Genomic DNA, 16,191 nt, shown 5'->3' with positions numbered 1-16,191 from the left:
TCTGCCCGAACGCCCGAAAAATTCGCGCAATTTGGCGCATTTTCAGGCAGTTACCTTCGGCGCGGTGGACTCACCCCGCAAGCAGGCCCACGGCGCGGCGTACCGCCGCAAGATAGGTGTCGATCTCGGACATGGCCTCGGCCGCCGTACGGAAATCGACCCGTTCAAAGCGCAGCCTGCTGCCGATGGCGGCCTGCCCGAGCTTCCACAGATCGGCCTCGATCACCCCGCCGATCCGGGGATAGCCGCCCGCCGTATTGGCATCGGCCATCTGGATGATCGGCTCTCCGGAGGGCGGAACCTGGACGATGCCCGGCACCACCCCGTAGGAATAGAGGCTGACCGGCGCCGGAAGGGTCAACGCCTCGCCCCGCAGCCTGTAGCCGCTGCGGTTGCTCTGCGGCGTGATGCGCCATTCCGTGTCCCAGAAGGCCCGGCGTCGGCCCGCGTCGAACATGTCGAGATCGGCCCCCGCGACGGTACGCACCGTCAGCACCTCCGTGCCGAAGGCCGTGGCCCCGTGCGCCATGGGAGAGACCACGCCGGCCTCGCCCGCGCGGGTCGCAAAGGGGGTGCCCGCCCCGAGCACGTCGCCGGGCCGGATCTCGCGGCCTTCGAAGCCGCCGAAATCGTTGCGCAGATGAGTGCTGCGCGAGCCGAGCACGTCCGGAACGTCCAGCCCTCCCGCCAGCGCAAGGTAGCAGCGCGCGCCGCGCGAGGGGCGGTCGATGACCAGTTCCTCGCCCGCCTCCGCAACGGCCGTCCAGTTCGCCGGAAGCGGTCGTCCGCCCAGGGTCATCGGCGCCACCGCGCCGGTGACGGCAAAGCGGCGGGACGCGGTGAACCGCAACCGCAGCGGAAAGCTCTGGATTTCGAGCGTCGCGGCGGTTTCGGGATTGCCCGCCAGCAGGTTCCCGGCCCGCATCGACACGGGGTCCATGGCACCGCTGGTGCTGACGCCCTGCGCGCGGTAGCCGAAGCGCCCGGCATCCTGGATGGCATTGACCGGGCCGGTGGCGAGGATCTCGATCACGCGAGGATCTCCTGGATGCTGAAACGGACCACGTCGCCGGGGCGGAACATCGCCGGTGGCTCGGCGCCGGGGTCGAACATGGTCAGGTTCGTATGGCCGATGGCGTTCCAGCCATTCGGCCCGCGCGACACGGAAATGCCGCTCTGCGGGCCGCCGATGGTCACCGCGCCCTTGGGCATGTCGAGCGACGGAACACTCTTGCGCGGCACCGCGATGCGCGGGTCCATCCCCATGAGATAGCCGAAGCCCGGCGCGCTGGCGACCGTGGCCACGGTGTAATCGGGCGCCGAATGCAGCCGGGCCAGCGCCTCGGGTCCCAGACCGGTATGGGCGCAGACCGCGTCGAGGTCGGTGGCAAGGGCGCCTCCGTAGATCACCGGCACCTCGATCACCCGCCCGGTCAGCGGCAGCGGTTTCAGTCCCGGCCAGAGCGCCGCCACCCGATCGACCAGGTGATCGGGGCACAGCGCGCGCGGATCGGCGAGAACCAGCATCAGGTTGCCGACCCCCGGCACGGTCTCCGAGACCTCGGGCCAGGTCGCGGCGGCTTCGGACAGCGCGAGAATGCGCTGCTGAAGCGAGGTTTCCGCCAACCCGGCCGTTTCGATCAGCAGCGCCGTGCTGCCGATGAGGCTGAAGCGCAATCCCGCGCGCGAGACGGTCGCCGTGGCCATGGACCCGAGGGCTGAACTCATCGCGTCCTCCGCCGGTCAGTCGGTCGCCCCGGGGCGCATCGTCCGAAGACCGCCCGGAACCTGCATCGTCGGCATGATCTCGATCATCCCGATGTTCACGCAGGCAGGCGTCCCTATGGCATAGCTCACCGCATCGGCGATATCGGTGACCGAGGGGATCTCGAACCCGTCGAAGAACTGCTTGCGCGCATCCTCGGGCGAGATGTTCTCGACCCGCGAGAAGATGTCGGTCTGCACCCGGCCGGGGCAGATTTCCGTCACGCGCACGCGGTGGCCGTAGGCATCGACCCGAAGCTGGCGGGACAGGGTGTGAATGGCCGCCTTCGTCGCGTGATAGGCGGTGTGGCCGCCGAATTCGTAGTGACCCGCGATCGAGCTGATGTTGACGATATGCCCCCGGTCGCGGGCGATCATGCCCGGCAGCGTCAGCCGCGCGCAATGCATCGCGGCCTTGAGGTTCACATCGATCTGTTCGTCGATGTCGAAGGCGTCGGAATTGAGGATGTTGCCCTTGCGCGAAACGCCGGCGTTGTTCACCAGCACGTCGATCTCGAGCCCGCCGAGCAGCGCCTCGAGCGCCTTCGTGTCGGTCACGTCCAACTCGTGCGGGACGCAGCCGCTGGCCTTGGCCAGATCCTCGAGCGCGGTCGCATTGCGGGCAACGGCATGGACGGTCAGCCCTTCGGAGGCCAGGCGTTCGGCAATCGCGCGCCCCATCCCCCCCGAGGCTCCGGTCACGAAGGCGGTCTTGTAGTCGGAAAATGGCATGGGTCTGGGTCCTTCCCTGGTCTTTGTCAGCGGCTGAGGCGGTAAAGCGGGGTGCCGTAGCCGACGATCTCTCCGTCGGCGACCAGCACGGCCTCGATCCGTCCCGCTCTTGTAGATGTCACGGGCCAGAGCGCGGCCCCGGCCTGAAGCAGCCCGACGATCTGCCCCGGCGACACTTCCGTTCCGGGCGCGGCAAGGGCGCCGCCGCCCGCGGGGTCCGCGGCGCGGAAGATGCCCGGCCCGTCGCTGTCGATGGTCGGCGCGGGCGGCTCCGCCTCGGGGGCGGCGGGGATTGTCGCGTGCGGCGCGCTGCGGGTGGTCGCGGGAACCATGCAGATGCGCACATCCCCGATCTCCAGTTCCAGCGATGCGCCGCCCGCGCGGATCAGTGCGTCGCGCAGCGCGTCGAGCTCTTCGGGTGCGGGGCGCCAGGGGCGTCGGTCGCTCATGTCGTCGGCTCCCCTGCCAGAAGACGGTCGAGATGGTGAATGCTGACCCCGCCCGCAGCAAAGGCGGGATCGTCGACCAGCCGCCGCAGCAGCGGGATCGTGCTGCCGCACCCCTCGATGCGGTATTCGTCGAGCGCCGCGCGCATGCGGTCCAGCGCCTCCTGCCGGGTCGCGCCGTGCGTCACGAGCTTTGCAATCAGGGAATCGTAGCTGGCCGGTATCCGGTAGCCGGGAGCGAGGTGGCTGTCGACGCGCACGCCGGGGCCGCCCGGAAGGTGCAGCGCCGTGATGCGGCCCGGCGCGGGGCGCAGGGTCTCGGCGTCCTCGGCGGTGATGCGGCATTCGATGGCATGGCCGGCAAAGCGCACATCCTCCTGCGTGATCCCGAGCGGATCGCCCAGCGCCACCGAAATCTGCATCGCGACGAGGTCGAGCCCGGTGACCTCCTCGCTCACCGGATGTTCGACCTGGATGCGGGTGTTCATCTCGATGAAGTAGAAGCCGCCGTCCTCATAGAGGAATTCGAAGGTTCCGGCGCCGGTATAGCCCAGCATCCGGCAGGCCTGCGCGCAGCGCGTCCCGAGATCGGCAATATCCTGCGGCGCGATGCCGGGGGCAGGCGATTCCTCGATCACCTTCTGGTGGCGGCGCTGCAGCGAACAGTCCCGCGCGCCCAGCCAGAGCGCCGTGCCATGGCCGTCCGCCATCACCTGGATTTCCACGTGACGCGGCTTTTCCAGGAATTTCTCGATGTAGATCGCGGGATTGCCGAAAAAGCGCTCGGCCTCCTGACGGCAGAGCATCACCGCTTCGGGAAGGTCCTCGGCCCGGCGCACGACGCGCATGCCGCGCCCGCCGCCGCCGCCCGCGGCCTTGACGATCACCGGGTAGCCGGTTTCCGCCGCGACCTCCGCCGCCTCGACCGGATCGCCGCTCAGCGGGTGGTCGGGGCCGGGAACGCAGGGCACACCCGCCTCGATCATCGCGCGCTTGGCTTCGACCTTGTCGCCCATGCGGCGCATGACCTCGGCGGTCGGTCCGACAAGCGTCAGACCCGCCTCGGCAAGCGCCTCGGCGAAGGCCGGGCTTTCCGACAGAAAGCCGTAACCGGGGTGCACGAGGTCGGCTCCGGTGGCGATGGCAGCGCGCAGGATCGCCGCGATGTCGAGGTAGCTGTCGCGCGCCGGGGCCGGGCCGATGCAGATCGTCCGGTCCGCCATCGACAGCCAGGGGCCGTCCGCATCCGCGACGGAATGCACGCAGACCGTCCGCAGACCGAGACGGCGGGCGGCGCGCAGGATGCGGAGCGCGATTTCACCGCGATTGGCGACCAGCAGGGTGCGGGGGGCGGGTCCGGTCATCGCAGGGTCACCAGGTGCTGGCCCTGCTCCACCTCGACCCCGTCGGGCGCGGCGATCTCGGTCACGGTCCCGTCGCGGGGCGCGGTGATGGCGTTCAGCACCTTCATCGCCTCGACGAGGCAGAGGGTGTCGCCCGCCTTCACCGCCTGTCCGACGGTGATGAACGCAGGTGCATCGGGCGATGGCGCGAGGTAGCACACCCCGTAGAGCGGCGCGTCGATACGGGTCTCGGACGGGTCGGCGGGGGCAACGGGAGCGGCCGGCACGACCGGGGATGCAACCGGGCCGGCGCCGGGCGCGACGGCCACCGGACCGGACCCCTCGGGACGCTCCAGCCGGATGCGGTCGTCGCCCTCCGCCAGCTCGAAGCTTGCAAGCCCCGCATCCGCGAACCAGTCGATGATTTGCCGGATGCGGTCCATGTCCATGCCGGTGAGATCCCTTTGAATTCGCTCGGCCCCGGGGGCCCGACGCGCGGTTTCGTGGTTCCCGGAACTATAGGATCGCGAGCGCGCCAAGGCTTATCGCGGTTGCTTCTCGCATTAGAGGAAAGTCCTATGACCACCGCACCCCGCCAGAGGGATCACGCCTCGTCTTCCGTGTCCGGCACCGGAACGGCGGTCCAGGTCGCCTCTCCCGCCCGCTCCACGACCAGTTCGCGCAGAAGGGCGGTCACCGCCCGCACCGCCGGGGCCTTGGCCCGGACGGGGGAATGCACGATGACCAGCCGCCGCTCCAGCGCCGGGGACACGATGGGTCGGATCGTCAGCACCCCGGCCAGGTCCTCCGGGGTGATCGCGGAGCGCCCGATGATCGTGCTGGCCAGCCCCGCCTGAACCAGCGATTTCAGCGTCCATCCCCCGGCCAGCTCATAGCGGATGTCGAGCCGGATATCCTGCTGCAGCGCCGCCCATTCCACCAGCTTGCGGATGATGTGGTCGCGCGGCGGCAGGATCAGCGGGCGGCTCAGCGCCTCGCGCAGGGGAATGTCGCCCGTGCCCGTCTCCCAATCCTTGTGACCGGCCAGCACGAGGCGCTCCGTCGCCAGCAACCGGGCCGAGCCTTCGCTGGCCTCCGACAGGTTCACCGCGAGGTCCAGTTCCTGCTTCTGCATCGCCTCGACGAGGGTCTGGCTGGTGCCCTCCCAGATCGACAGGCGGATGTTCGGATAGCGTTCGGAGCACCGCTTGAACATCGGCACCGCGAGACTCAGCGCGACGGTGTTCAACAGGCCCAGCGTGACCGCCCCGGCCAGCGTTTCGACCCCGTGACGCACCGCGGCCTCCGCATCCTCGACGCTGCGCAGGATCGACGAGGCCTGGGCCGCGAGGATGCGCCCCACATCGGTCGCGACCATGCCGCGCGGCGTGCGGTGAAACAGCGGCGTGCCGAAATAGGCTTCGAGTTCCGCGAGGTGGTGGCTGAGCGCGGGCTGGGCGACGCCGAGCGTTTCAGCCGCGCGGGTCAGCGAACCCTGCTGAGCGATGGCATGGACATAGCGCAGCCGCCGCAGATCCAGTGTCATGTCGGTCGCTTCCTTCCTCCCCCGGTATTAGTCTTCTCTATATCAAGGATCAACACTATGTATTTGTGTTATTGCGATGTCTTTCCCATCCTCGGCCGTGGCGGCAGGGAGCCGCGACAGCTTTGGGAGGAGCAGACATGTCCTATCGCACTACATGCATCGCACTGGCCGCAACCGCGGTCGTCACCGCGTCCGGCGGCATGGCGCAGGCCGCGCCGGAGATCCCGTGCAGCACCGCGCGCCTCGTCGTGCCCTACGGTGCCGGCGGCGGGTCGGACCTGCAGGCGCGTGTCATCGCGGACAGCTACAACCGGCTCGGGTTCGAACCGCAGCTTCAGGTCATCAACATCACCGGACAGGGCGGCAACAAGGGCGCGTCCGAGGTGTTCAGCGCCGAACCGGATGGCTGCACCATGCTGTTCCAGCACGAGGCCATTCTGGCAAGCTACCTGACCGGCCGGGTCGATTTCTCGTGGGACGGGTTCACCCCCGTGGCCATGACCAACGTGGAACCCGCGATCTTTGCCGCCTCGCCCAACGCCCCCTTCGGCGACATCGACACCCTGCTGTCCTATGCCAAGGAGCACCCCGGCGAGGTTCTGGCGGCGGCGAGCATCGCCTCCAACACCCATTTCATCCTGCTCCAGCTTCAGGACATGCTGGACGTGAGCTTCAACATCATCGGCTACGAGGGCGGCCGCGAGCGTGTCACCGCGCTGCTGTCGGATACGGTCCAGCTTGGCCAGGTCGGGGAATCCGACGCCAAGCAGTATTTCCCGGACCAGCTCAAGGCGCTTGGCATCTTCGCGGATGAACGCTCCGGCACCCTTCCCGACGTGCCGACCGCGATCGAGCAGGGCCACGACATCGAGATCTACGTCACCCGCGGCGTGCTCATGCCGGCCGGCGCCTCCGAGGACCTTGTCGCGCTCTACGGCGAACGCATCGAGGAGGCGCTGAAGGATCCCAAGGCGACCGAGGCGCTGGTCAAGATGGGCAACACCGTCCGCTTCCGCGACGGCGCGACCTACAGCGCCTGGTGGGGCGAACAGGCCGCCCAGTGGGAAAAGGTTGCCCGCGCCATCGGCATCTACATGGCCAACTGATCGCGCGGCCGGACGGTCCCTCCGGGGGCGGTCCGGCCCTGCCGTCCATTCACGGGTGACGACATGAGCAAACGACTTTCCGGCGTGCTGCTGGCGACCGCGCTTGCGGCCTTTGCGGCGCTGCTGTTCGTACAGACCTTCAAGGTCAGGAACTTTCCCGGCACCCGCTTCGGCGCCGAGATCTGGCCCCGCGCGATAATCCTCTGCCTCGGGCTGCTGGCCGTGGCGCTGCTGATCCAAAGCCTGCGCCGCCGCGACGCCGAGGTCACCGGACCGGGCCTCGGGGAACTGCTCTCGCGCGAGGGCATCGCCTTTGCGGTCTTCGCCTGCTTCTTCTGCTTTCTCTGGCTGGTGCCGCGATTTGGCGCCTATCCCGCCGGGGGGCTGTTCGTCTTTGCGGTGCTGTCGATCCTCGGGCCGAAATCGCCCCGGGCGATCGGGCTGCACCTGCTGATCTCGGTCGGGATGACGGTCGTTCTCTGGGCGCTGTTTGCGCATGTTCTCAAGGTCATCGCGCCCGTCGGGCGTTGGTGGGCACTGGTTTGACGGGGGCAACGGCATGACGATGTTCGACGGTTTTCTCATCGCGTTTTCCGGCCTGACCGAGCCGATGAACCTGTTGCTGCTGGCGGCGGGGGTCCTCGCCGGGCTGCTGGTCGGCGCCATTCCCGGCTTTTCGATCACCATGGCCGTGGTGATCGTGCTGCCCTTCACCTACGGCATGGACACGACCCCGGGGCTGGCGATGATGCTGGGCGTCATGGTCGGCGGCATCTCGGGGGGGCTGGTCTCGGCCATGCTGCTCGGGATTCCGGGCACTCCCGCCTCGGTCGCGACGACCTTCGACGGGCTGCCGCTGGTCCGGTCCGGCCAACAGGGCTTTGCGCTCGGAGTAGGGCTCTGGGCCTCGTGCATCGGCGGCTTCCTCTCGGGCTGCGTGCTGTTTCTTCTGGCCCCGCCGCTGGGGCGGATCGGTCTCGAAATCGGGCCCTGGGGCTATTTCAGCCTGATCCTCTTCGCGCTGACCATCACTGCCAGCCTGTCGAGCGGTAACATGATCAAGGGCCTCATGGCCGCGTGCATCGGCCTGCTCGCCACCGCCGTCGGCGAGGACCAGGTCAACGGCATCACCCGCCTGACCTTCGGAAATTCCGACCTCAACGGCGGCTTTGCCTACCTGCCCATCCTGATCGGCGTCTTCGCCTTCTCGCAGCTTCTGTCGGACATGCCGAACCTCGCCAGCGCCCGCCGCAGCCTGAGCGCGGACGGCACCGGAGACCTGAGGATCCCGCACATGCGTGCCCTCAAGGCAGTGCTGCACCACTGGGCGCTGACACTCCGCTCCACCGCCATCGGCATCTTCGTGGGGGTGCTGCCCGCTGCCGGGGCGTCGATTTCCAACCTCGTGGCCTACGATCAGGCCAAGAAGAACTCCCGCACGCCGGAGCGGTTCGGCAAGGGCGCGGTCGAGGGCATCATCGCCCCCGAAAGCGCCAACAACGCGACCATGGGCGGCGCGCTCATGGTGCTGGTGGCCCTGGGGATTCCCGGGGACGCCGCCGCCGCCGCCGTGCTCGCCGCGCTGCTGGTGCATGACGTCGCCCCCAGCCCGACCTTCATGAGCGAAAGCCCGGACGTGGTCTACGTGATCCTGCTGGCCTTCGTCATCGGCCATATCCTGGTGCTGTTCCTGCAGACCGCGGCGCTGCGCATCTTCGTGCGGATCGTGGGCATCCCGATCTACATCCTGGCCGGGGTCATCCTGCTCTATACCGCCATGGGCGTGTTCGCGATCAACAACACCATGTTCGACGTCCGGACGATGTTCCTGTTCGGCATGGTCGGCTACCTCATGGTGCGCTTCGGCTTCCCGCTCGCGCCGCTGATCCTGGGGACCGTCCTGGGCCCCATCGGCGAGGTCAACCTGATGCGCGCCATGTCGATCTCGTCCGACGCGACGCTGTTCCTCAGCCGCCCCTGGTCGCTGCTGTTCCTCATCCTCGCGGCGTTGTCCCTGCTTTTCCCGCTCTACCAGGCGCAGGCCCGGCAGGGGCACTGGGGCTACTACGGCGCCATCTCGCTCTTCCTCATCTCCATTCCGCTGCTGATGATGCCCGGCCTCGTCCGGACGGTGGCGGGCTGCGCGCTGATCGCGGCGGCGCTCTGGCTGGCGGTGAGGGTCTACCGCACTCCGAAATTCACAACCAAGGAAGTCGCAAATGGCGCACATCATCACTGAGATCACCCGGCCGAGCGAAGAGGAACTGGCACTGGCCAAGAGCGTCACCCCCGCCACGATCCACGAGGCACAGGACCGCATCGGCGCGCTCGACCCCGCGATCAAGCCGGTCAAGCCCGGCCTCACCGTCTGCGGCCCCGCCTTCACCGTGCGCTGCACGCCGGGCGACAACATGATGCTGATCGCCGCCATCGGCACCGCGAAACCCGGCGACGTGCTCGTCGTCTCGGCGGGCGGCCTGCAGATGCAGGGCGGCTTCGGCGAGGTGCTCGCCACCGCCTGCGTGTCGCGCGGCATCGCCGGGCTGGTGATCGACGCCGGGGTCCGCGACGGCGCCGCGATCCGCAAGCTCGGCTTTCCGGTCTTCTCGACCGGGCTGGCCATGCACGGCACCGTCAAGGAGACCGTGGGCTTCATCAACCACCCCATCGTGCTCGGCGGCATCGCCATCACCCCGGGCGACATCGTCTCCGGCGACGATGACGGCGTCGTGGTGCTCAAGCGCGAGGACATCACCCGCATCTGCAAGGCCGGTCAGGCCCGCGAGGAAAAGGAAGAGGGCATCATGCAGGCCCTGCGCGACGGCGGCGACATCCTCGAACTGAGCGGCATGCGCCAGCGTCTGCTCGACAAGGGCTGCAAGTGGGATACCGCATCCTGACGTTTCACCGGGACTGATCCGGGACGCGCCGCACCTCGACCGGGGGTGCGGCGTTTTCTTTTGCACCACCCGAAAAACTTTCCGCATACGGAAAGTTTTGTTGCAACTCGCGGTCCTCACGTATAGTTTCCACACAAGGAAACAGTTAAGAGGCAAACGCATGAGCGCAGTTCAGGCCCGACACGACACACCCCCTCTCAGCGCGGTCTTTCAGGCTCTGGCGGACGACCGGCGGCGGCACATGATCGCCCGCCTTGCCGCGCGACCGAGGACCGTCTCCGAACTGGCCGACCCCCTGGGGTTGCGCCTGCCCGCGGCACTGAAGCACCTGGCCGTGCTCGAAGCCGGGGGCATCGTCCGCTCCGCCAAGGCGGGGCGCATAAGGACCTATTCCATCCGCCCTGACGCGCTGAGCGACGTGGCGCGCTGGGTCGCGCAGTGCCGCGCCACCCTGACCGAGGCATTCGACCGCCTCGACGCCGCGATCGCGGAGTTTCCCGACCCCGAACCCGAGCAGGATACCTGACCATGCAGCAGACCATCTGTCATACCGACTTCACCATCGTCCGACAGTTGAAGACCAGCCCGCGCCACGCCTTCCGCTTCTGGTCCGACGCGGCGCTCAAGGCGCGCTGGAACGATTGCCATACCGATTGGACCGTGCTGTCCGAAGGCTTCGACTTTCGCGTCGGCGGAGGCGAGCACAAGCACTGGCGCATGCCCGACGGCGAAGAGCTGGCCGTCACGCTGCACTATCTCGACATCCTGCCCGACGAACGGCTGCTCTATGCCTACCAGATGACGCATGGCGGGGTGCGGCTGTCGGGATCGCTGGTGACCGTGACCTTCGCCGCGGCCGATGGCGGAACCCGGATGGATTACACCGAACAGGCCGCCCTGCTCGTCGGCGGGTCCGAGGCGCGTGCGCCGCGCCTTGCCGGCACGGGCGAGGGGCTAGACCGTCTGGCGGCACTGGCTGCGGAAGGAGAAGCGGCCTAGCCGCATCCACGCCGTCCGGATGCCGGACGGCAAGGGCATTTCGTCGGTAGCCGGGGAAAACTGGTCGGGCTGAGAGGATTCGAACCTCCGACCCCCTGCTCCCGAAGCAGGTGCGCTACCAGGCTGCGCTACAGCCCGACCGTGGCGGGCGGGATACCCTAGGCATCCGGCTTTGGCAAGGCCTCTTTCATCGCCCGATTGCGTCCGCGGATGGCCCGGATCCACGGCCCGATGCGAAGCGTGGTTCCCGTCTCCAGCCGCGAGCGGGTGCGCAGCACCGGGGTGTTCTCGGACGCCTTGCTGCGGCCCTCGCGCAGGACGATGTAGATGCCGCTTCCGATGATCAGCCCCGCCCCCGCGAGGGTCATCGCGTCGGGGAATTCGTCAAAGAACAGCGCGCCGTAGAGCACTGCCCAGATCAGCTGCGAATACTGCATCGGCGCGACGATCACCGCTTCCCCCGACCGATAGGCGCTGATGAGGATGGCGCCCCCGGAAAACGCCATGAGCGCCATCAGGCCGAAAGCGCCGAGATGCAGCGCCGGCAGGGGTTCGTAGACGAAGGGCAGCGCGCAGGCCATCAGGATGAAATTCGCCAGCATCGGATAGAGCAGCAGAACGACCGAGCGTTCCTCGCGCCCGATCTTTCTCACGATGATGGAGGCGAGCGAGCCGCAGACCGCCGCCACCAGCGCCGCCGCATGACCGAGGGTCAGATCCGTGCCGCCGGGCCGCAGCACCACGATCACCCCGGCAAGGCCCACGAGCACGGCGATCCAGCGGCGCAGGCGGACCTGTTCGCCCAGGATCGGAATCGACAGCACGGTGATCAGCAGCGGCTGGGCAAAGAGAATGGCATAGGTTTCCGCCAGCGGCAGCACGGAAAAGGCGTAAAAGGCGCAGAGTCCGGTGATGACCGCCGACCCGGTCCGCAGCGCCGTCCACCAGGGATGGACCGGGCGCAGGTTGCCGGGCGTGGTGTCGCGGATCAGCATGAGCGTGACCAGCGGAAAACTCAGCAGGACCGAAAAGAACACGATCTGGAACGGCGCGTAGCTGGCACCGAGGAATTTCACGATCACATCGTGGGTCGCGTAGATTCCGAAGGAGAGAAGCGCCAGCAGCGCCCCCTTGGCATTGTGTCCCATGCGACCTCCGTTGCGGGCTTTCCCGACCGTTAGCGAAAACGGCCACCGCGCCGCAAGATGGGGACCGCAGATCGGCGGACTTCCCCTGCGGTGCGTGTCCTTCGTGCGCGGAGAAGGCGAGCTGCCCGATAGACCGGCAGGTGCGGGTCGGCAAAAGGCGGCCCCCGGTACGGAACCGGGGGCCGCCTGACATCCACGGGGATGTGCCGGATCAGAGGCTGGCGTCGAGCGCCTTGAGGATCTCGGTTCCCATTTCCGAGGTCGAGACCGGCGCGACGCCTTCCTGCCCCAGCAGGTCGGCGGTGCGGAAACCGTCGGCCAGCACCTTCTCGATCGCCGCTTCGAGGCGGTCCGCCTCTGCGCCCTGATCGAAGCTGTAGCGCAGCGCCATGGCAAAGCTCAGCACGCAGGCGATCGGGTTCGCCTTGCCCTGGCCCGCGATGTCGGGCGCAGAGCCGTGCACCGGCTCGTACAGCGCCTTGGGGCGGCCATTGGCCATCGGAGCGCCCAGCGAGGCCGACGGCAGCATCCCGAGCGAGCCGGTCAGCATGGCGGCCAGATCCGACAGCAGGTCGCCGAACAGATTGTCCGTGACGATCACGTCGAACTGCTTGGGCCAGCGGGTCAGCTGCATGGCCCCGGCATCGGCGTACATGTGACTCAGCTCGACCTCGGGGTAATCCTTGGCCACCTCGGTCACCACCTCGCGCCAGAGCACGCCGGATTCCATCACGTTGGCCTTTTCCATCGAGCACAGCTTCTTGTTGCGCTTCATGGCCAGTTCGAAGGCCGAGCGCGCGACCCGGTCGATTTCCGACTCGGTGTAGCGCTGGGTGTTGATGCCCACCCGCTCGTTGCCCTCTTCGAAGATGCCGCGCGGTTCGCCGAAATAGACGCCCGAGGTCAGTTCACGGATGATCATGATGTCGAGCCCGGCCACCACGTCCTTTTTCAGCGACGAGAAGTCGGCCAGCGCGTCGAAGCACTGGGCGGGACGCAGGTTGGCGTAGAGGTCCATCTCCTTGCGCAGGCGCAGCAGGCCGCGCTCGGGCTTCACCGAGAAATCCAGCACGTCGTACTTGGGGCCGCCGACGGCGCCGAGCAGGACGGCGTCCACCTCCTGCGCCTTTGCCATGGTGTCGTCATGCAGCGGGGTGCCGTGCTTGTCATAGGCACATCCGCCGACCAGATCCTCGGACACGTCGAAGACGAGGCCCCGCTTGGCGCCGAACCAGTCGATGACCCGGCGGACCTCTGCCATGACTTCGGGACCGATGCCGTCACCCGGCAGGATGAGAAGCGAAGGGTTGCTCATTTGGGGGGTTCCTCTCCTCGGAAATACCCGCAACGCCGTATCCGAGGGGGCGGCAATGGTCAAGAAAGCGGGGCCTCAGGGCAGGTCGACCGTCACCATCACCATGCGATGCGCCTCCTCCCCCACGGGGGGCAGCACCCCGGCGGAAAGGATGCGCAGGCCGGCGGAGGGCAGCACGTAGCTGACTCGCATCTCGCCGACCTCCTCCCAGAGCGCCGTCGGCCTGCCCGGCAGCGGGTCGCGCAGGCGCGCGTCCCCCAGGATCGTCCGCATCGCGTCCCGCAGACCATCGCCGCGCAGGGGGTCGAGGTTGGCATCGCCGAACAGCACGAAGGGCGGTTCCGGGGGCGCGGCGATCCCGCCGTCGAGATAGCTGCGCCACAGCAGGACCTCGTCCCGATTGCGCCGCCCGTTGCGATCCTCGGGCCCGTCGAAGACCGGCGGGGTGGCGGCAAAGGCCATGAGCGTCAGCACCCCGCCCGGGGTCTCGACCGCGACAACCCAATGACCCGAGGTCGACAGACGCTGTGCCCCGGTCAGGGTGTCGTCGGCCCGCATCGAGGTGTCGGGCACATCGCGCCACAGCAGTCCCGAGAAATCGGCGATCGGCCGCAGCGGCCATTTCGAAAGGATCGCCATGCCGCCCTGCCCCGCGAACTCTCCATAACCCTGCGCGTCCCTCGGCCCGCCGAGGCGCCCGTCCCCGTCCAGATCGGCGCCGGTGGGCAGGCCGGTGTTGGGGCGCAGGGCAAAGCGATGGGGATAGGCGCCGCCCGCGCCTTCGATCCGGTCGGACAGGGCGCCGAGCGCGACAAGGTCGTGATCGAAATCCACATCCGTGAGCAGGAGGATATCGGGCGCCGCCGCGGCGATTGCCTCTGCCACGGCGCTCGTCCCCGGCGTATCCTTCAGGATGTCCCGCAACAGCAGCCCCGGCCCGTCCCGCGACAGGTCCGCGTTCCAGGTCGCGATGCGCACCGGATCCGCCGCCGCCATTCCGGTCAGGCAGGCCAGCGCGGCAAACGCCCTCAGGCCGCCTGCAATTCCGCCTGGGCGTAGGCGCGGCGGCGCTTTTCCTCGATCAGCTCCGCGATCCGCATCAGCGCCACCCCCCGCATGATCAGGCTTGCCGGAAGAAAGGCCCATGCGCTCATCGTCCAGATCAGGGTCTGCGGCTCGGTCAGCGAAATCGGACTCAGCGTTTCCGACGCCAGCTTCATCACCGCCGGGATCAGGAATGGCAGAAGAAACCCTAAGGCAATGTTAACGTGGCTGTCCCGCTTGAGACGATAAAGCACGTCTCCCCCCGCCGTCGGGTCGAACAGCGGCAGGTTGACCCAGAAGTTGAAGGCGCCGTGCCGGATCGGCCAGTTCAGCAGCCGCACCGTCAGCAGGAAGGCCAGCGTCGTGGCCAGCGAAAAGACATAGGCGATCCCGGCGTGGGACCGGATCATCGACACCTGCCGGGGGCTCATGGAATCGTCGGCCAGCAGCACCATCAGGCGCACCGGGGAATAGGGGAAATCCAGCACCCCCCCGAGCCGGACGCCCAGCGACTCCAGCCATACGGTCAGGGTGGTCGGGTGGTACATGCCGCGGCAGATCAGCGTCAGCACGAGGACGGTGAGAAACAGCGCCACGAACCGCATCCGGTTGAAAGGGGGAGAATCGCGGAATTCGATGATCGAGGGATAATCCCCGACATATTCCACGAAGGTCAGCGCCGCCGCGACAAGCGCCAGAAGGGCGATCATCTGCGTCGTGTCCGACGACGTGCCCGGCAACATCAGTGCCGGCATGGCTATCAGCAAGGCGACAAGTATCGCCCGCGGTCCGGCTTTCACCAAGCGCTTGATCACAGAGTCTGCCCTTTCGGTCCGGCCGGATGCGGTGCGTTGCCGCGTCCTTGTTGTCACCTGACCCCCGCCTTTGTGGCGGTATGCCTCAATTCTGCCCAATTTCTGCCTTCTTTCCCGTGACGCGGCAAGGTTCCCTCAAGAAAGCCAGCCTCATTCGGGCCGTTTCATGAAAGAAACGGTGCGTTTTTGCATCATGGTCGCGGCCGATTAGCGCTCCATGTTCGCCCGACCACAAGATGTGCGATCTGCCGGCCCGAGGCCCCACCCGACGAATTTCTTGAGCGCATTTGACATGGCTCATGGCCCGATCCGCCGCTCCACCCTCCTGATCGCGCAGGGCCGATCCACGGAGGGAAACGAGATGCACCGGGCAATAACCATAGAAGAGGCGGTCGCCATGATCCCGGACGGGGCGCGCGTCATGCTCTCGGGTTTCATGGGGGTGGGAACGCCCGACGGCATCGTCCGGGCGCTGGCCGCGTCGGGCAGGCGCGATCTGACCATGATCGTGAACGATGCCGCCCGCCCGCACCTCGGCGTCGGCCCGCTGATACGGGCGCGCTGCGTCAGAAAGTTCATCGGCTCCCACATCGGTCTCAACCCCGACGTGCAGGAGCAGATGCGCGAGGGCTCGCTCGAGGTCGAACTCGTGCCCCAGGGCACCTTCGTCGAACGGATCCGGGCCGCGGGCGTCGGGCTCGGCGGGGTGCTGACACGCACCGGGCTGGGCACGCTGATCGCCGAAGGCAAGCGGACGGTCGAGGTCGAGGGCACGACCTACCTTCTGGAACCGCCGCTGCGCGCCGATTTCGCGCTGATCGCCGCGAGGAGCTGCGATCACGTGGGCAACCTGAGCTACATGCTGACCGCCACCAACTTCAACCCGATCATGGCCCTGGCGGGAGACGTGGTGATCGCGGAACCCGAGGAAATCGTGCCGGTCGGAGTCATCCCGCCCGATGCTGTCAAGACGCCCGGCGTGCTGGTGGACCACGTGATCGGGAGATCAGCATGACAGACCCCGTGCAAACCG

At 67.8% G+C, this 16,191-nt stretch carries 18 protein-coding genes and 1 tRNA gene; 7 read left to right on the top strand and 12 right to left on the bottom strand.

All coding sequences use genetic code 11. The annotated features are described in order from the left end of the window. Positions 1-70: 70 nt before the first annotated feature. The 7 genes from ACN0RJ_RS02450 to ACN0RJ_RS02420 form a co-directional block, all read right to left on the bottom strand. Positions 71-1,033 carry a biotin-dependent carboxyltransferase family protein gene (locus tag ACN0RJ_RS02450; protein WP_417723311.1) on the bottom strand — a complete coding sequence of 321 codons (963 nt, stop codon included), beginning with the start codon at positions 1,031-1,033 and terminating at the stop codon, positions 71-73. After that, positions 1,030-1,728, bottom strand: coding sequence for a 5-oxoprolinase subunit PxpB (gene pxpB / locus ACN0RJ_RS02445; RefSeq protein ID WP_417723310.1), 699 nt, complete (start codon positions 1,726-1,728; stop codon positions 1,030-1,032). Before pxpB ends, ACN0RJ_RS02450 begins: the two co-directional genes overlap by 4 nt. Positions 1,729-1,743: 15 nt before the next feature. Next, positions 1,744-2,496: an SDR family oxidoreductase gene (locus ACN0RJ_RS02440; RefSeq protein ID WP_417723309.1), complete on the bottom strand. Its 753-nt coding sequence runs from the start codon at positions 2,494-2,496 to the stop codon at positions 1,744-1,746. A gap of 26 nt (positions 2,497-2,522) precedes the next feature. Then, on the bottom strand, positions 2,523-2,945 hold the full coding sequence (locus tag ACN0RJ_RS02435; protein WP_417723308.1) for a biotin/lipoyl-containing protein: 423 nt from the start codon (positions 2,943-2,945) through the stop codon (positions 2,523-2,525). Further along, positions 2,942-4,306 carry an acetyl-CoA carboxylase biotin carboxylase subunit gene (locus ACN0RJ_RS02430; RefSeq protein ID WP_417723307.1) on the bottom strand — a complete coding sequence of 455 codons (1,365 nt, stop codon included), beginning with the start codon at positions 4,304-4,306 and terminating at the stop codon, positions 2,942-2,944. The genes ACN0RJ_RS02435 and ACN0RJ_RS02430 overlap by 4 nt, the downstream gene beginning before the upstream one ends. Beyond that, a complete protein-coding gene (locus ACN0RJ_RS02425; protein ID WP_417723306.1) occupies positions 4,303-4,734 on the bottom strand; it encodes an acetyl-CoA carboxylase biotin carboxyl carrier protein in 432 nt (143 codons plus the stop codon). Before ACN0RJ_RS02425 ends, ACN0RJ_RS02430 begins: the two co-directional genes overlap by 4 nt. A gap of 155 nt (positions 4,735-4,889) precedes the next feature. Beyond that, a complete protein-coding gene (locus tag ACN0RJ_RS02420; protein ID WP_417723305.1) occupies positions 4,890-5,831 on the bottom strand; it encodes a LysR family transcriptional regulator in 942 nt (313 codons plus the stop codon). 137 nt (positions 5,832-5,968) lie between these two features. Here ACN0RJ_RS02420 and ACN0RJ_RS02415 point away from each other — a divergent pair, with 137 nt between their 5' ends. The 6 genes from ACN0RJ_RS02415 (at position 5,969) to ACN0RJ_RS02390 (ending at position 10,836) form a co-directional block, all read left to right on the top strand. Next, a complete protein-coding gene (locus tag ACN0RJ_RS02415) occupies positions 5,969-6,937 on the top strand; it encodes a Bug family tripartite tricarboxylate transporter substrate binding protein (RefSeq protein ID WP_417723304.1) in 969 nt (322 codons plus the stop codon). Between the two features lie 63 nt (positions 6,938-7,000). Further along, positions 7,001-7,483, top strand: coding sequence for a tripartite tricarboxylate transporter TctB family protein (locus ACN0RJ_RS02410; protein ID WP_417718536.1), 483 nt, complete (start codon positions 7,001-7,003; stop codon positions 7,481-7,483). 13 nt (positions 7,484-7,496) lie between these two features. After that, a complete protein-coding gene (locus tag ACN0RJ_RS02405; RefSeq protein WP_417723303.1) occupies positions 7,497-9,176 on the top strand; it encodes a tripartite tricarboxylate transporter permease in 1,680 nt (559 codons plus the stop codon). Beyond that, positions 9,157-9,837, top strand: coding sequence for a 4-carboxy-4-hydroxy-2-oxoadipate aldolase/oxaloacetate decarboxylase (locus ACN0RJ_RS02400; protein ID WP_417718538.1), 681 nt, complete (start codon positions 9,157-9,159; stop codon positions 9,835-9,837). Before ACN0RJ_RS02405 ends, ACN0RJ_RS02400 begins: the two co-directional genes overlap by 20 nt. Before the next feature lie 160 nt (positions 9,838-9,997). Then, entirely contained in the window at positions 9,998-10,363 is a 366-nt protein-coding gene (locus tag ACN0RJ_RS02395) for an ArsR/SmtB family transcription factor (protein ID WP_417718539.1), read from the top strand. 2 nt (positions 10,364-10,365) lie between these two features. After that, positions 10,366-10,836 carry an SRPBCC domain-containing protein gene (locus tag ACN0RJ_RS02390; RefSeq protein ID WP_417718540.1) on the top strand — a complete coding sequence of 157 codons (471 nt, stop codon included), beginning with the start codon at positions 10,366-10,368 and terminating at the stop codon, positions 10,834-10,836. Positions 10,837-10,897: 61 nt separating this feature from the next. Here the strand turns inward: ACN0RJ_RS02390 and ACN0RJ_RS02385 are convergent. The 5 genes from ACN0RJ_RS02385 to ACN0RJ_RS02365 all read right to left on the bottom strand — a co-directional run bounded on the left by ACN0RJ_RS02385 (position 10,898) and on the right by ACN0RJ_RS02365 (position 15,098). After that, a tRNA-Pro gene (locus ACN0RJ_RS02385) sits at positions 10,898-10,974 on the bottom strand. A 20-nt stretch (positions 10,975-10,994) separates the two neighbouring features. Then, entirely contained in the window at positions 10,995-11,984 is a 990-nt protein-coding gene (locus ACN0RJ_RS02380) for a DMT family transporter (RefSeq protein ID WP_417718541.1), read from the bottom strand. A 211-nt stretch (positions 11,985-12,195) separates the two neighbouring features. Next, a complete protein-coding gene (gene leuB / locus ACN0RJ_RS02375) occupies positions 12,196-13,299 on the bottom strand; it encodes a 3-isopropylmalate dehydrogenase (RefSeq protein ID WP_417718542.1) in 1,104 nt (367 codons plus the stop codon). A gap of 75 nt (positions 13,300-13,374) precedes the next feature. Continuing rightward, positions 13,375-14,295, bottom strand: coding sequence for an endonuclease/exonuclease/phosphatase family protein (locus ACN0RJ_RS02370; RefSeq protein WP_417723302.1), 921 nt, complete (start codon positions 14,293-14,295; stop codon positions 13,375-13,377). Positions 14,296-14,327: 32 nt separating this feature from the next. Next, entirely contained in the window at positions 14,328-15,098 is a 771-nt protein-coding gene (locus tag ACN0RJ_RS02365) for a hypothetical protein (RefSeq protein ID WP_417723407.1), read from the bottom strand. A 421-nt stretch (positions 15,099-15,519) separates the two neighbouring features. Between ACN0RJ_RS02365 and ACN0RJ_RS02360 the strand changes: the two genes are divergently transcribed. Next, a complete protein-coding gene (locus ACN0RJ_RS02360; protein ID WP_417718818.1) occupies positions 15,520-16,173 on the top strand; it encodes a CoA transferase subunit A in 654 nt (217 codons plus the stop codon). The last annotated feature ends 18 nt before the right edge of the window (positions 16,174-16,191 follow it).

Origin of the sequence: Salipiger sp. (assembly GCF_048261495.1) — a bacterium.
Classification (GTDB): Bacteria; Pseudomonadota; Alphaproteobacteria; order Rhodobacterales; family Rhodobacteraceae; genus Salipiger.
Note: the sequence above shows the minus strand (reverse complement) of the source record. Positions and strands in the feature narration are given on the sequence as shown.

Coding starts and splice junctions, on each gene's coding strand:
- pxpB (WP_417723310.1), bottom strand. CDS start 1,728: ATGAGTTCAGCCCTCGGGTCCATGGCCACGGCGACCGTCTCGCGCGCG.
- ACN0RJ_RS02440 (WP_417723309.1), bottom strand. CDS start 2,496: ATGCCATTTTCCGACTACAAGACCGCCTTCGTGACCGGAGCCTCGGGG.
- ACN0RJ_RS02435 (WP_417723308.1), bottom strand. CDS start 2,945: ATGAGCGACCGACGCCCCTGGCGCCCCGCACCCGAAGAGCTCGACGCG.
- ACN0RJ_RS02430 (WP_417723307.1), bottom strand. CDS start 4,306: ATGACCGGACCCGCCCCCCGCACCCTGCTGGTCGCCAATCGCGGTGAA.
- ACN0RJ_RS02425 (WP_417723306.1), bottom strand. CDS start 4,734: ATGGACATGGACCGCATCCGGCAAATCATCGACTGGTTCGCGGATGCG.
- ACN0RJ_RS02420 (WP_417723305.1), bottom strand. CDS start 5,831: ATGACACTGGATCTGCGGCGGCTGCGCTATGTCCATGCCATCGCTCAG.
- ACN0RJ_RS02415 (WP_417723304.1), top strand. CDS start 5,969: ATGTCCTATCGCACTACATGCATCGCACTGGCCGCAACCGCGGTCGTC.
- ACN0RJ_RS02410 (WP_417718536.1), top strand. CDS start 7,001: ATGAGCAAACGACTTTCCGGCGTGCTGCTGGCGACCGCGCTTGCGGCC.
- ACN0RJ_RS02405 (WP_417723303.1), top strand. CDS start 7,497: ATGACGATGTTCGACGGTTTTCTCATCGCGTTTTCCGGCCTGACCGAG.
- ACN0RJ_RS02400 (WP_417718538.1), top strand. CDS start 9,157: ATGGCGCACATCATCACTGAGATCACCCGGCCGAGCGAAGAGGAACTG.
- ACN0RJ_RS02395 (WP_417718539.1), top strand. CDS start 9,998: ATGAGCGCAGTTCAGGCCCGACACGACACACCCCCTCTCAGCGCGGTC.
- ACN0RJ_RS02390 (WP_417718540.1), top strand. CDS start 10,366: ATGCAGCAGACCATCTGTCATACCGACTTCACCATCGTCCGACAGTTG.
- ACN0RJ_RS02380 (WP_417718541.1), bottom strand. CDS start 11,984: ATGGGACACAATGCCAAGGGGGCGCTGCTGGCGCTTCTCTCCTTCGGA.
- leuB (WP_417718542.1), bottom strand. CDS start 13,299: ATGAGCAACCCTTCGCTTCTCATCCTGCCGGGTGACGGCATCGGTCCC.
- ACN0RJ_RS02370 (WP_417723302.1), bottom strand. CDS start 14,295: ATGGCGGCGGCGGATCCGGTGCGCATCGCGACCTGGAACGCGGACCTG.
- ACN0RJ_RS02365 (WP_417723407.1), bottom strand. CDS start 15,098: ATGCCGGCACTGATGTTGCCGGGCACGTCGTCGGACACGACGCAGATG.
- ACN0RJ_RS02360 (WP_417718818.1), top strand. CDS start 15,520: ATGCACCGGGCAATAACCATAGAAGAGGCGGTCGCCATGATCCCGGAC.